Origin of the sequence: Vogesella urethralis, assembly GCF_007644045.2 — a bacterium.
Taxonomy (GTDB): Bacteria; Pseudomonadota; Gammaproteobacteria; order Burkholderiales; family Chromobacteriaceae; genus Vogesella; species Vogesella urethralis.
The window spans coordinates 219010-233061 of record NZ_VMDW02000099.1 but is presented as its reverse complement, the minus strand read 5'-3'; the positions used below and the strand labels follow the sequence as shown (position 1 = coordinate 233061).

The 14052-nt window shown below is 64.5% G+C and carries 13 protein-coding genes; 8 read left to right on the top strand and 5 right to left on the bottom strand.

The window, feature by feature from the left end:
* Window positions 1-51 precede the first annotated feature (51 nt).
* Window positions 52-915: a bifunctional transcriptional activator/DNA repair enzyme AdaA gene (locus FLQ03_RS13770; protein ID WP_144370748.1), complete on the top strand. Its 864-nt coding sequence runs from the start codon at window positions 52-54 to the stop codon at window positions 913-915.
* Here the strand turns inward: FLQ03_RS13770 and FLQ03_RS13765 are convergent.
* The gene (locus FLQ03_RS13765) at window positions 891-2225 is read right to left on the bottom strand and encodes an ATP-binding protein (protein ID WP_144370747.1); all 1335 of its coding nucleotides are present in this window, start codon (window positions 2223-2225) and stop codon (window positions 891-893) included. The two genes, FLQ03_RS13770 and FLQ03_RS13765, sit on opposite strands and share 25 nt — an antisense overlap.
* On the bottom strand, window positions 2222-2953 hold the full coding sequence (locus tag FLQ03_RS13760; protein WP_144370746.1) for a response regulator: 732 nt from the start codon (window positions 2951-2953) through the stop codon (window positions 2222-2224). Before FLQ03_RS13760 ends, FLQ03_RS13765 begins: the two co-directional genes overlap by 4 nt.
* Window positions 2954-3163: 210 nt before the next feature.
* On the opposite strand from FLQ03_RS13760, the gene FLQ03_RS13755 reads away from it, so the two are divergent.
* On the top strand, window positions 3164-3856 hold the full coding sequence (locus FLQ03_RS13755; RefSeq protein ID WP_144370745.1) for a hypothetical protein: 693 nt from the start codon (window positions 3164-3166) through the stop codon (window positions 3854-3856).
* Window positions 3857-4022: 166 nt separating this feature from the next.
* A complete protein-coding gene (locus FLQ03_RS13750; protein WP_144370744.1) occupies window positions 4023-4319 on the top strand; it encodes a hypothetical protein in 297 nt (98 codons plus the stop codon).
* 13 nt (window positions 4320-4332) lie between these two features.
* Here FLQ03_RS13750 and FLQ03_RS13745 read toward each other — a convergent pair whose 3' ends face one another.
* A complete protein-coding gene (locus FLQ03_RS13745; RefSeq protein WP_240802275.1) occupies window positions 4333-4683 on the bottom strand; it encodes a hypothetical protein in 351 nt (116 codons plus the stop codon).
* A 153-nt stretch (window positions 4684-4836) separates the two neighbouring features.
* Here FLQ03_RS13745 and FLQ03_RS13740 point away from each other — a divergent pair, with 153 nt between their 5' ends.
* The 5 genes from FLQ03_RS13740 to ccoG all read left to right on the top strand — a co-directional run bounded on the left by FLQ03_RS13740 (window position 4837) and on the right by ccoG (window position 11810).
* A complete protein-coding gene (locus tag FLQ03_RS13740) occupies window positions 4837-6444 on the top strand; it encodes a response regulator (RefSeq protein WP_144370742.1) in 1608 nt (535 codons plus the stop codon).
* A gap of 530 nt (window positions 6445-6974) precedes the next feature.
* Entirely contained in the window at window positions 6975-7472 is a 498-nt protein-coding gene (locus FLQ03_RS13735) for a GNAT family N-acetyltransferase (RefSeq protein ID WP_144370741.1), read from the top strand.
* A gap of 45 nt (window positions 7473-7517) precedes the next feature.
* A complete protein-coding gene (locus tag FLQ03_RS13730) occupies window positions 7518-8153 on the top strand; it encodes a LysE family translocator (protein ID WP_240802274.1) in 636 nt (211 codons plus the stop codon).
* Between the two features lie 347 nt (window positions 8154-8500).
* Window positions 8501-10336, top strand: a complete 1836-nt coding sequence (locus FLQ03_RS13725; protein WP_144370740.1) for a diguanylate cyclase — start codon at window positions 8501-8503, stop codon at window positions 10334-10336.
* A 118-nt stretch (window positions 10337-10454) separates the two neighbouring features.
* Window positions 10455-11810: a cytochrome c oxidase accessory protein CcoG gene (gene ccoG / locus FLQ03_RS13720; RefSeq protein WP_144370739.1), complete on the top strand. Its 1356-nt coding sequence runs from the start codon at window positions 10455-10457 to the stop codon at window positions 11808-11810.
* 25 nt (window positions 11811-11835) lie between these two features.
* Here the strand turns inward: ccoG and FLQ03_RS13715 are convergent, their stop codons facing one another.
* Together FLQ03_RS13715 and FLQ03_RS13710 are read right to left on the bottom strand one after the other, a co-directional pair.
* Window positions 11836-13161, bottom strand: coding sequence for an aminotransferase-like domain-containing protein (locus FLQ03_RS13715; RefSeq protein ID WP_144370738.1), 1326 nt, complete (start codon window positions 13159-13161; stop codon window positions 11836-11838).
* Window positions 13162-13215: 54 nt separating this feature from the next.
* Window positions 13216-13998, bottom strand: a complete 783-nt coding sequence (locus tag FLQ03_RS13710; RefSeq protein ID WP_206210980.1) for a substrate-binding periplasmic protein — start codon at window positions 13996-13998, stop codon at window positions 13216-13218.
* Between the last annotated feature and the right edge of the window lie 54 nt (window positions 13999-14052).

Below are 14052 nucleotides of genomic sequence, written 5' to 3'. Positions count from 1 at the left end.
CAAACGGCACGCCGCCTACACTGCGGCGTATTCCTGCTGCCGGAGCGCACTATGTCGCCCTTCGACGAACACGACCGCACCTACCAGCGCATGGCCGACGCCATCCGCTACCTGCTGCAACACGCGGCCGACCAGCCCAGGCTGGCCGACGTAGCCGCCGCAGTGCACCTGTCCGAGTACCACCTGCAACGGCTGTTCACGCAGTGGACCGGCGTCAGCCCCAAACGCTTTCTGCAACAACTAACAGTAGAGGCCGCCAAGACCGCGCTCGGCAGCGAGCAGCCGCTGCAAACGCTGTCCTACGAGCTGGGACTGTCCGGCAGCAGCCGCCTGCACGACCTGTTCGTGACGCTGGAGGCGATGACGCCGGGCGAATACCGCCAAGGCGGCGCCGGCCTTGTCATCCACTGGAGCTGGGGCCCCAGCCGCTTCGGCCCGCTGCTGGCGGCCACCACGCCACGCGGCGTGTGCGCGCTGCAGTTCGTGCCCGATGCGGCATCGGCGCTGGCCTGGCTACACACACGTTGGCCGCAGGCCCGCCTGCACGCCGCTGGCGACGGCCACCTGGCGCTGCGCCGGCAGCTGTTCGAGCCGCTCAGCCCGGCGCAACCACTCAGCCTGCACCTGCAAGGCAGCAATTTCCAGATCCAGGTCTGGCGCGCGCTGCTAAGCCTGCCCTACGGCAGCCTGGCCAGCTACGGCCAACTCGCCACCCGCCTGGGCAAGCCGGGCGCGGCACGGGCGGTGGGCAACGCCGTGGGTGCCAACCCGGTGGCGTGGCTGATTCCCTGCCACCGCGTCATCCGCGCCGGCGGGGCCTGTGGCGGCTACCGCTGGGGTGAAACGCGCAAACTGGCGCTACTGGGCTGGGAGGCGGCGCGCAGCGTGGCTCAAACCGCAGACGACCCGGCCTGAACACCGCTTGCCACCGTGTTCAGTGGCAAACGGACTTCCACCCCAAAGCCGCCCGCTGGCGGGTACACAAAGCGCAGTTGGCCGCGGTGCTGACGCACGATGCGCGCCACGATGGCCAGCCCCAGACCGCTGCCACCGTCGGTGCCCCGGTGTGCCGCCAGCCGCTCGAATGGTGCCAGCGCGGCCTCCTGCTGCGCCGGAGGAATGCCGTCACCGCTGTCCAGCACGCATAGCACCGCCTCGGCGCCGTCTTGCACCAGCGTCAGCGTGTACGGTGCCTGACCGTAGCGACGCGCATTTTGCAGCAGATTGGACAACAAGCGTTGCAGGCCCAGCGCGTCGCCCGGCAACGCGACGTCGCTACGCTGCCACGCCACGGCCATGCCGCTGCGGGCAAAGCGCGACAGCACGCTGTCCACCAGTTCGCCCAGCGCCACCGGTTCCAGCGCACGCGGCTCTTCACTGCGGGCAAAATCGATGAACTGGCTGACAATGTGCGACAACTCGTCGATATCGGCCAGCATGCCTTCGCTGTCCGGCCCCGGGTCCAGCATTTCCACCGCCAGCTTCAGCCGTGTCAGCGGCGTGCGCAGGTCGTGCGACAAACCGGCCAGCATCAGCCGGCGCTCGCTGGCGGCTTTGTCCAGCGCCTGCGCCATGCCATTGAAGCGCTCGATCAGCAGCCGCACCTCGCGCGGGCCGCTTGGTGTGAGCGGCGGCGGGGTATGGCCGGCCTCCAGCTGGCGGGTCGCGGCCACCAGCTGCGACAGCGGCCGCGTCGTACGCCAAGCCAGCGCAAAAGCGGCCAGTACTGACAGCAGGGCCACCAGGCCGGCCGCCTGCAGGGTTGGCCGCAACGACGGCGGCAGGAAGCGGGTCAACGGCACCACCAGCCAGTAATGACTATCCAGCACCGGCACCCGCAGCCACAGCTCCTGGCGATCGCCGTGCAGGAACTGCACGTGAATGGGTTCGCCCAGCGCTTCGCTGAGCTGCTGCGCCAGATCGCGCCCCATCGGCGGCACGCGGCGATCCACAGCTTGCGCTTGCGATAGCGGCAGCAGCCTGGGCAGGCCGGCGTGGTTGTTGGCTAACAGGAAGCGTTCGCGCAGGGCCGGCGGCTGGCTTTCCAGCGCGCCTTCATAGTCGGCGAGGGTATCGACCACCTGCGCGTACAGTTGCGCCGACAGCAGGGTGTTCTTCTGCTTGACGCCCAGCCACAGCGTAAACACCTGGCTGGCCAGCACCGCCATCACCACCAGCGCCGCCAGACGGATGAACAGGGTGCCGCGCAGCACCGGCAGCCTCATCGCGCGTCCTTGTCGCCGCCGTCGGGCACGAAGACGTAGCCGTAACCCCACACCGTTTGCAGGAAACGCGGCGGGCCATCCGGTGCCTCGATGACTTTGCGCAAGCGCGATACGTGCACGTCGATACTGCGGTCCTGCGATTCGCCACCGCCCTTGCCCATCGCCAGCTCCATCAGTTGCTCGCGGGTCAGCGGCCGGCGCGGGTGCGTCGCCAACGCCAGCAGCACAGCGTATTCGGCGGTAGTCAGCGGCACCACCTGGCCGTCCCGCGTCAGCTCGCGTCGCGACGGCGTCAGCGTGCAGCGGCCGAAGTGCAGCGCCTCGGCCTCGGCATGGTTGGCCGTCACCGCCGGGGTGTGCTCGTAGCGGCGCAACACCGCGTTGATGCGCGCCAGCAGCTCGCGCGGGTTGAACGGCTTGGCCAGATAATCGTCGGCGCCCATTTCCAGGCCCAGGATGCGGTCGATGTCTTCGCCGCGCGCGGTTAGCATCACCACCGGAATCGGCTCGCCCTGCGCCCGCAAGCGCCGCACCACGGCCAGGCCGTCTTCGCCCGGCATCATCACGTCCAGCACCAGCAGATCGGGGCGGTTACGCGCCAGCTTGCGGTCCAGGTCGCGGGCATCGGGCAGCGCCTCGACGGCAAAGCCTTGCTGGGTGAGGTAGCGCTGCAGCAGTTCGCGCAGGCGCGCGTCGTCATCCACCACCAGAATCTTGCGGTTATCCATGTAGTCCTCCGGGCATCGACGCCCTGCAATCCAGTTTGCGGCAAGCCTACCGCGCAGCAGACCTGGCGTCAGCCCGGCAATGAACAGATTTTAAGGTTGCGGCCAACCTTAACACCCGTTAACACTCGACCCGGCACGGCACAAACTCTGGCAATACCCGGCGCTTACAGTTGCATCATCAACCAAGGCCACACGGCAAAGGAGTTTGCGATGAAAAACCGTTTCGTACCGACCGCGCTGGTACTGTCCCTGATTACCGTTCTGTCCGCATCGGCGTTTGCCTTCGGCGGTGGCGACAAACTGCCGCGCCCTGACCATAAAGCTTTCCACGCCGCCGTGTTGTCCGGCGCGCTGACCGACGCCGAGCTGGCCACGCTGAAACAGGAGCGCGAGAGCACGATGGCCGCCATCAAAAAGCTGCGCGAGGATGGTGACTTCAGCCAGGCCGACCGCGAGCAGGCCGCCAAGCTGGTGCAGGCGCTGAACGACAAGACCAAGACCCTGATCGACAATGCCGACAAAGGCCCGAAACGCGACAAGATGCCGGCTGACCTGGCCATGATGCACGGCAAAGGCAAAATGGGGCAGGGCGAGTACTGCGGCCCGGATGGCCGTAACGGCAAGCATGAGCGACACGGCCGCGGCGATCGCCACGGCGCCATGGGCAACCCGGCTGACATGAAAGCCTTCCGCGACGCGGTGATTTCCGGCGCGCTGACCGACAAGGAGCTGGCCACCCTCAAGGCCGAACGCGACAAGCTGATGCAGAGCGCGCGCGAAACGCACAAGCGCCCCGACACGAGCGAACTGCAAAAGCTGACCAAATCGCTGATCGACAACAAAGACCGCACCCAGCCGCGCACCAGCTGGCCGGACGACCTGGCACCGTGGCACGGCCGTTAAGCCCGAGTTACTGCCACACCCGGCACCGCCTGTACCGCCGCCTGCGGTACGGGCTTTTTGACCTGCCCACGGCGCCATGGCAGGCCGGCACGACGCAAGATAGAATTCCGATATGAAGCCGCTGCTATCGATACTGCTTGGCATACTGTTGGCATCAGCCAGCCACATGGCCGTTGCCGACGATGCCCCGCCACCGCGCCTGCCGCCACTGGAGCGGCCGGATGCGCTCAAACTGCGTGAGTTGCGCTTGCGCGAGGCGGTAGTGCGCGGCGAAATCAGCGAAGAAGAGGCACGACGCTTACGCCAGTTTTACCGTCGTCACGATGCCATCCGCCTGCACCCGCCGCACAAGCGACAGGCCAGCGCACCAGGTAACGAGGCACCACCGCCGAAAGACTGGTTACGCTGGCGCCGCAAGCAAGACCGGCTGAATGCACCGCCAGCGCCGGCCCAGACCGACTGAGTGCGCAAACCTTTTACGTTTTTTTGGTCAGCCGCGCCAACAAGGTGTCGGCATCCGGCCCCTCCCCCAATGCCAGGCGAACGCGATTAAATGCCTCTGCTGCCTGATCCGGGTATTTGGCAAACGGCACCAGCCCGTCATGCGGCCAACCTGCCGCTGCCAGCACCTTCTTGCGGAACGCCATGCCTTCCGGCCCGCCGCCCCCCATCTCCAGCAAGGTCTGCTCGATCAGCACGTGCGGAAACGGCGTACGGCGCAGGGTGATGAAGTGTGTTGCTTCCACGATCTCGTACAACATGGGCGTCTCCCTTATCGTCAGGTGTTCTTTATCTAAGCTCATTGCCAGCACTTTTGCTACTTTCAAGCAAAGCCTTATATATAGATACCCTAGTTGCAATACACAGTGCACTATATTAAAAAATACCTCGCACCACAGTAGCATCACGGCATATGCCCCCTGTGGCAACATGGCATTGACGGCATCCTGACCGGATAACAACGATACGAGACGACCGGCGTGAACGTTTTCAGCGACACCACTACCGTACTGATCATCGATGACTCACTGACCGTGCGCCAGTCACTGCGCGCCATGCTCAGTAATGTCGGCGTTACCCGCTCCGAAACGGCTGCCAACGCGGCTGATGGCCTGATGCGCCTGCAAAAGCGCAGCTTTGACGTGGTGCTGTGTGATTACAACCTTGGCGAAAGCATGAACGGGCAGGAAATGCTGGAGCAGCTGCGCACCACCGGCAGCTATCCGCTGACCTCGGTGTGGATCATGATCACTGGCGAGCGTAGCTACGAACGCGTGGTGGCCGCCGCCGAAGTCGCCCCGGACGATTACATCCTCAAGCCGTTTTCCAGCCAGGCCCTGTTCGACCGCATGCAATGGGCCTTTGCGCGCAAGCGTTTCCTGAAACCCGCCCACCAGCACCTGATGAATGGCCGTGAAGATCTGGCCATCAGCGTGATGGAAGAACTGGTCAGCCAGGCTGCCACCCCGGTACAAAAGCTGGACGTGCTGCGCCTGCTGGCGGAAACCCATCTGGCGATGGAAAACTACGGCGAAGCTGGCCGCTGTTATAGCGACATCCTGGAGATGCGGGTAATTCCATGGGCCAAGATGGGCCTGGCACGCATCTTCAAGGCACAAGACAAAGTGGCGGAAAGCAGCGAGTTGCTGAACGAGATCATCAACGACGCCCCGCACTACACCGACGCCTACGATGCACTGGCGCACAACCTGGCGCGCTGCGGCCAGTTTGCCGAATCGTTGGCGGTGCTGGAAAAAGCCGTCGCGCTGTCCCCTCGCAACTTCCGCCGCCTGTGCCTGACCGGCGAAAGCGCCCTCAACGCCGGCGACCCGGCCAAAGCGGCCATCTACCTGGAAAAAGCCGTGCGCATCGGCCGCAACAACAGCGGCTTCGGGCCCGACGTGCTGATCGACTTGCTGCAGGCGCACAGCGAGGCCGGTAACGCCGAAAAAATGGACCAGGTGGCCAACGAACTGAACGGCATGCTCAAAGGCGAACACAATGTGTTTCTGCTGCACGTCTGTCGCGCCATGACCCTGCTTGGCCGCAAGGCGTGGATGGATGCGCAGGAATCGCTGAAGCAGGCAGCCGCCTTGCTGCTGCAACCCCACCTCAGCTGGCGTAGTGGCGTCCGCTTTCTGGAGGCGGTGGCGCGCTTGCCTGACGATCTGGATGGCTACAGCGGCAGCACCTGGGTCAAGCAGCTATCGCTGCGTCTGGTGCGTACCCATCAGGACGTCGAGCAACTGTCGTCGCTGGCCAAGAAAAACATCGGCCTGATCCGCGCCGTGCACGACGCTTACGGTTACTTGCAGAGCATCAACGACGAGGCAGTGTCGCTCACCAAGGACAAGCGCAAGCAGGATGCCGCCAAACTGCTATACGACACCGCCAAAGCCACCCTCAACGAGCGGTTGGGCATGAACGGCTGTGCGCTGCTGCTACAGCTGGCCGACGCCAACAGCATCGGGCTGGCGCAGGAGCTGCTGCAATGGCTGCCACCCGAGCACGAGCGGGTACACGGCCTGCAAGCCACACTGCATCGCCTGCGCAATATGAGCCAGCAGGACGAGATCCTGCCAGACTGACTCGCCCCCCGGTCGCATGCCTCGGCCGGATGGGCCCGACGTTTTTCGCTGCTGCGGCCAACCATCGTCTGCCTTTACCCGCACGACTCCCGCACCACCCCGCCTTCGCAACACCACCACAAAACCAATACCAATCAATTACTTATGCGTTGCGTGACAAAAACTAATGTCACACAATGAAAATCAGCGCACAGCCACCTTGGCTGTGGATAACCTTATCCACAACCCATGACGGCACTTGCCCGCTGGCATGCAGCCCATCCTGCGGCTTTGCTCGACGCGGTTACCGGCCAGCCCTCTTTTCGGCGAGCGAACACCCGCCATCGGCTGCTTAGAGATTAATTACGTAATAAACACATGTAATTCATTATATTTTTATCAAAACAGCGTTGCCGCCAGGGTGCCCCCGCAGCCTTGCCTGAGCGGCACCCATCAAAAAGCACTGTTCAACCAGGCAGAAAAAGCCGTCCATTTGCAAAGCACGGCATTACCGCCACAATGAGCCGCCAAGACAAAAAGACGGAGTCACCATGACCTATCCTGCCCTGCGCCTTGCCACGCTGGACGACCTGCCAGCCATTGTGGCCATCTACAACAGCACCATTGCCGGTCGCATGGTCACCGCCGACCTGGAACCGGTCAGCGTAGAAAGCCGCCTGCCCTGGTTTCATGCACACCAACCAGCACGCCGCCCGCTCTGGGTTGCCGAGCAGGATGGCCGCATCGTGGCCTGGATCAGCCTGTCCGACTTTTACGGTCGCCCGGCCTACAACGGCACGGCAGAGGTCAGCATCTATCTGGACGAGTCGGTGCGCGGCCAGGGAATGGGTAGCCAGCTGCTGCAATATGTTCTGGAGACGGCGCCACAATTTGGCGTCCATACGCTGCTGGGCTTCATCTTTGGCCACAACGTACCCAGCCTGAAGCTGTTCCAGCGCTTTGGCTTTGCCAGCTGGGCACATTTGCCGGAAGTGGCACAACTGGATGGCGTCGCACGCGACCTGATCATCCTGGGCCGCAAGCTGTAAACGGGGCGGCAGCGTGCCGTTACCCCCTGCCAAAGGAAAACGACAATGGTGTTACTGGGACTGGAACAAACACTGGGCTTCATGGCCGCTGCGGTGCTGATCACACTGTCACCCGGCCCGGACAACCTGATGGTGCTCAGCCTGGGCATGGCCCGCGGCCGACGGCAAGGCATGGTGTTCGGTTTAGGGTGCGCACTGGGTTGTCTCAGCCACACGCTGTTGGCCGCACTGGGCGTCAGCGCCCTGCTGGCAGCCTCTCCTGCTGCCTTCAGCGCACTCAAGCTGGCCGGCGGGCTTTACCTGATCTGGCTGGGTTGGCAGGCCTGGCAAAGCCGTGGCAGCGCGCTGGACGCCAGCTCCGCGTCATCCGCACAACAAGGCTTGCGCCAGCTGTTTGCCAAAGGGCTGCTCGCCAATGCCATCAACCCCAAGGTGGTGCTGTTTTTCCTGGCGTTCCTGCCGCAATTTGTCGTTAGCAGCCGTGGCGGCGTCGCCTGGCAGACGGCACAACTGGGGCTGCTGTTCACCGCCCAGGCCGCTGTGGTATTCGGGTTGCTGGGCTACTTTGCCGGCCATGCCGGTAGCTGGCTGAATACCTCCCGTCAGCGCAGCATGCTGCTGGATCGCGTTGCTGGCAGCATCTTTGCCCTGCTGGGCCTGAAGCTGATGCTGGACCGCTGACACACCATCGCATGGAAAAGGCCTGTTCTGTGACGGTGGCGTACCGCAAGCGTGCAGGCCGGGCCGGTTAACGTCATGATGGGTGCCATGGTGTTTGTCGGGTAGCCGCCAAGCCCCCGACACCAGGCACATTTGATGAAGACCGGCCCCGCAGCGCAGCCCCGCACAACTTGCCGCAGCCGTGTTGTCAGGCTGGTGCAGGCCCGCCATACGCCTCGCCCTGCAACGGAAATGGGCAAACTGCGCCGGCCTGCTCTCGTGTCAACAGACGCCAAACCTTATCGATACCTGCAAAAGCGGCGGCTTCGTGCAAGAATGGCGTGTTGCCCCCGATAGTCTTGCGGATCATGCCCCAAGCAGCCAACCTGACCCCTCCCAGCCGCCTGAAAGCCATCACCTATGGCAGCCTGATCAGCCTGTTGTTGCTGCTCAGCGCCATCGCCGAACTGTGGACGTCCTACCAGACAACCATGCAGCAGGGCTATACCCAGGCCAGAATGGAAAGCCTGCTGTTTGCCGAATGGATGCGCCAGGACTTCCGCGAGGTAGAGTTGCTGCAGAACATGGTGGCCGAGCAGCTGGAAGAAAAAGACTTCCAGCTGCATCAGGACAACGGTGATCGCACCGCACTCGAAAGCCGGCTGGTGCGTGCCATGCGTGGCGTACCGCAGGCTTACGACATGGTGCTGGTCGACAGCAACTGCCAACTGGTGCTGTCGTTCAAGGTGTCACCCGGCTTTGATGCCCGTGAGCGCAGCTACTGCAAGGCCATGTTGTCGCCCAGCAAAGAAGACCGCTTTGTCAGCGAACGTTTCCGTGGCGCCAGCGGCGACCTGGTGGTGATGGCCACGCAGCGCGTACGCGGTGTGGATGGCCGCATTGTCGGCCTGCTGGGCACCGTCATCCGCACCAGCCACTTCCAGCAACTGATCGACCGCACCCTGATCGGCGGCCATTACGACGTGATGGCGTTTGCCGACACCCGGCTGCAACTACTGGCTCGCCAGCCACTGCTGTCACCGATGCCGCTGACGCCCATCGATGACGCCAACGCACGCGCCATGCTGCAGCGCGGCGAAAGCGAGGCCAGCTACGAGTACACCTCGCTGCTGGACGACCGTACCCGCCTGCATTCGATCCGCAAGGTAGACCGCCTGCCGCTGGTGGTCAGCGTCGGTGTCGACAAGTCCACCCTGCTGGCCCCTTGGCGCAGCAAAGTCTGGCTGATGCTGGGCGGCTGGCTACTGTGCAGCCTGCTGCTGGCCATCGGCGTACGCCGCTACCTGCGCAACGCGGAGCTGACCGATGCGCTGGCCACCCGCAGCGTGGCCATCGATCACGCCGCCGAGGCCATCATCATCGCCAACGGCAAGGGCCACATCGAATACGTGAACCCGGCTTTTGTCCAGATGACCGGCTACAGCAGCAAGGAAGTCTGCGGCGTGCGCAAGCTGGACGAGCTGCTGCTGGGCGAGCACCCGCAATTCAAGAGCGAGCTGCAGCACAGCATCATGAGCGGAGATACCTGGCGCGGCGAGCTGTCCAGCCATAACCGCGACGGCAAGCTGTATTTCGAAACCATCTCGGTAGCACCGGTGATGTCCGGCGAAGGCCGCTTGCTGCGCATGGTGGCGATTAAACACGACGTCAGCGATGCCAAAAAACTGCAGGCCGACCTGATCCGGTTGGCCAATACCGACGAGCTGACCGGCCTGTACAACCGCCGCCAGTTCATGCAGCGCTGTACCGAAGAAATCGCCCGCGGCCAACGCTGGGAGCGACCGCTGTCGCTGGCCATGCTCGACCTGGACCACTTCAAGCTGTTGAACGACCGCTACGGTCACGCCTTTGGCGACGAAGTACTGCGCACCTTCGCCAACTGCTGCCAGAGCAGCGTGCGCATCGAAGACGTCTGCGGCAGGTTAGGGGGCGAGGAATTTGCCATCCTGCTACCCGATACCGACCGCTACACCGCCACCCAGATCATGGAACGCGTACGCCATGCCGTGGCCGAGCTGCAGCTGGCCAACCCGCAAGGGGGTGAGCCGGTACAGTTCACCGTCAGCATCGGCATCAGCGAGCTGTACCCGGGCGATGCTACCGCCACCCCAATGATGGCCCGCGCCGACGCGTCGCTGTATCTGGCCAAGCAGGAAGGCCGCAACCAGGTGCGCGCCGGCTGATCCTGATCAAACCCACGCCATGGCAGGGCACTGTGCCCTGCCGATCGGCCCTATCTGTGCCTGTCTGTGCCCCCTGCTGCTGCCTAAGCTGCGGCATCGTTTCAGCAAGGGCAAGCACATGGCCATCCCCATCCACTTCGTCTCCAGCAAGGTTTATCCCAAACTCACCCGCGGTCGCTTCAGCCACTGGCGTACCGGCTTCGTCATCGTCACCCAACTGCTGTACTTCCTGACCCCTTGGCTGCAATGGCAGGGGCAACAGGCCGTGCGCTTCGATTTCGGCAATATGCGGCTGTACCTGTTCGGCCTGACCTTGTTACCGCAAGACCTGATCTACCTGGCCGGCGCACTGATCGCCAGCGCACTGGGCCTGTTCCTGTGGACCATGCTGGCCGGCCGGCTATGGTGCGGGTTTTCCTGTCCGCAAACGGTGTACACCGAAATCATGGTGTGGATCGAGCGCCTGTTCGAAGGCCCGCCCAACGCCCGCCGCAAACGCGACGCCGGGCCGTGGGGTGCAGACAAGCTGCTGCGTAAAGGCGCCAGCCAAACCAGCATGGTGCTGTTTTCGCTGTGGACCGGCCTGACGCTGGTGGGCTACTTCAGCCCGATGCGCGAACTGGCGGCCAACCTGCTGGCCGGCCAGATCGGTTTCTGGGAAGCCGGCTTCGCGCTGGGCTACGGCGGTTTTACCTGGCTGCTGGCCGGCCATCTGCGCGAACAGGTGTGCAAACACATGTGCCCGTACGCCCGCTTCCAGGGTGTGATGCTCGATCGCGACACGCTGGTCGTGTCCTACGACACCCAGCGCGGCGAGCCGCGCGGTGCACGCCGCAAACAGGGGGCGCAGCCACAAGGCGACTGTGTGGATTGCGGCCTGTGCGTGCAGGTGTGCCCGGTCGGTATCGACATCCGCCACGGCCTGCAGTACGAGTGCATTGGCTGCGGCGTCTGCATCGACGCCTGCGACGAGGTGATGGACAAGCTGGCGGCGCCACGCGGCCTGATCCGGTTCACCACCCAGAACGCCCAGGAGCAGGGCCAGCTCGCGCCACCACTGTGGCAACGCCCGCGCGCCGTGGTGTACGGCAGCCTGATCGCCACCGTATTCGTGTTGATGGCCGTCGGCCTGTGGCAGCGCGAACCGTTACGCATGGACATCCTGCGTGACCGGGCGGTGATGGCACGCGAGACGCACGACGGCTACATCGAAAACACCTACACGCTGCGCGTGTTCAATACCCGGCGCGACGCGCGCAGCTACACGCTGCACGTGGCAGGGGAAGGCGTGGTGGGCGTGCGCCAGCAGGGGGCGCTGACGGTACCGGGTGACGGCGACCAGAGTTTCATCATCAGTGTGCTGGCCGACCCGGAAGTGCTGGGCAAGGGCAGCCACCCGATCGAGATTGCGCTGCAGGACAGCCACCAGCCGGATGACCAGGTCCGCGAAGCCACGCGCATCCTGATGCCCTGAGCCTCACCACGCCGCCTGGCGGGCATCAGTCCGCCGGGCGGCGCATCGCTCGTGCCAACCAATCCAGCGCCGGCTGCTGGCTGACATCGAAATAACTGGCGTTCAGCCGCAGGGCGTGGCGCCCGGCCTCGTCCGGCTGGCACACGGTACCGGGCGCCAACTGGATATCCAGCCGCTGCGCGTCGGCGGCCAACTGCACGCAATCGGCCGGAATGCCACTAAGCCAGACAAAATAGCCGCCTTCGGCCGGCTGCAACTGCACCCCGGCCGGCAAGGTTGGCCGCAACCGCGCTTCCAGCTCGCCCACCCGCTGCGCCAGTTGCTGGCGCAGCCGGCGCAGACCGGCCTGATGCCGGCCGCCGGCCAGCATCTCGGCCAGCGCCAATTGGTTGGGTAGCGGCGAGGCCAGCGTCTGCGCCAGCTTCAGCCGCCGTGCCCGCTCGCCATAGCGGCCGGGCAGCAGCCAGCCCACGCGGTAGCCAGGCGCCAGCGATTTGGAAAACGTACCGCACAGCAGCACGCGGCCATCGCGGTCGTCGGCCTTCAGCGGCAGCGGCGTCTGCTCGTCAAACCCCAGCCAACGGTAGGCATCGTCTTCGATCACGGCGATATCGTACTGTTGCGCCAGCGCCAGCAACTGGCGCCGCGTTTCCGGTGGCAAACTGCGCCCGTGCGGGTGACCGAAGGCACTCATCAGCGCCAGCGCCTGCACCTCGCCACTTTCCAGCGCCTGCTGCAAGCGGCGGGTGTCGACACTGCCATCGGCGGCCAACACCAACGGCAGCATCGCCACGCCTTGTTCGGCCAGCCCGCCCAGCAAACCGGGGAAGGCCGGCAGTAGTACCGCTACCTGCGGGCGCGCCACGCCGTGCGTCACCGCCGCGATGGCCAGCGACAGCGCCTCCATACCGCCGCACGTCACCAGCACTTCGTCGGCGTGCACTTCCCAGCCTTCGCTGTAAGCCTGTTGCACGATCTGGCGCCGCAGCGCCGGCAGGCCGGCCAGTGCCGGCTCCGCCAGCGCCTGCGCGTAGTGGCGCATGGCAGCAATGAAGGCATGGTTCAGCGGGCGGGTGTCGTACAGGGCTGGCTGAATGAACGGCGCCCCCAGCGCGGCGCCGCCGGCTTCGCCCAGACCGTCGGCGGCGGCGGCCACCACGTAGCCGCTGCGCGGCCGGGCCTCGACATAACCCAGCCGTTCCAGCTCGTAATAGGTGCGCCGCGCGGTATTGAGGCCCACACCGTATTGCTGCACCAGCTGGCGCAGCGAGGGCAGGGTGTCGCCACGGCGATAATCACCGCGATGGATGCTGTCGATGATGCCTTGCGCCAGATCGCCGTATTTGCTCACGCTGTCCTGCCTGCCGGATCAAAACCGGCATTATGCCGTCGGGGCGGGCAAACTTCAGCGTGACCTGTCGATCTGGGCAAAGATGGCGTGGCGGGTCTGGTTGATCAGCAGCTCCAGCTCGCCGGTATCTTTCATTTTCTTCAGCTCGCGATTGAAGCGGCGGATCAGCTCGGCGCCCTGCGGGTGCTTGCGCCAGATCACCACACACAGCGGGGTGCTCCAGTATTCGCGCGGCTGCGGCACGATGCGGGCGGCCATAGACGGCGGCAGGTGCAGCCGGGTGGTGAGCTGGCCGGCCTCGCCCTCCATCGGAAACAGATCGATACGGCCGGCGGCCAACTTGCGCAGGTTGCTGACGTCGTCGGTGGCGACGTCCACTTTCAGGGTGCCATTTTCCTGCAGGCGGGTGAAGGTATCGGAGTAGAAATTGCCGGCCGTAATGCCAAAGCGGTAGGGGGCCAGGTCGTCCAGCGTTTTCCAGTTGTAGTTCTCGCCCAGGCGCTGGAACAGCACCATGCGGAACGGCAGCACTTCTTCGCTGAACAGCAGGTCGCGCAGGCGGTCTTCATTGGGCGTCCAGCCCAGGCTGCCATCCACATCGCCGTTGCGGGCCATCTGGATGGTGCGATTGTTCGGGTACCAGCCGTACTTGACGGTCACCTTGCCACGGCGGAACACCTCGCTCACCACCCGGCTGAGGATGCCGCCGAACGGCAGCTTCTCGCCCATGTACGGCGCGTACTCCTGGTTGGAAAAGCGTACCGTCAGCGGCGCCTCTGCCGCCCACCCCGTACTGCTCAGCAGCAATACGGCCATGCCTGCCCATAGACGCCACATGATCGTCCCTCCACCGGCCTATGGTTTCAGCCTAGGCAGGGAGCTGTCATACAC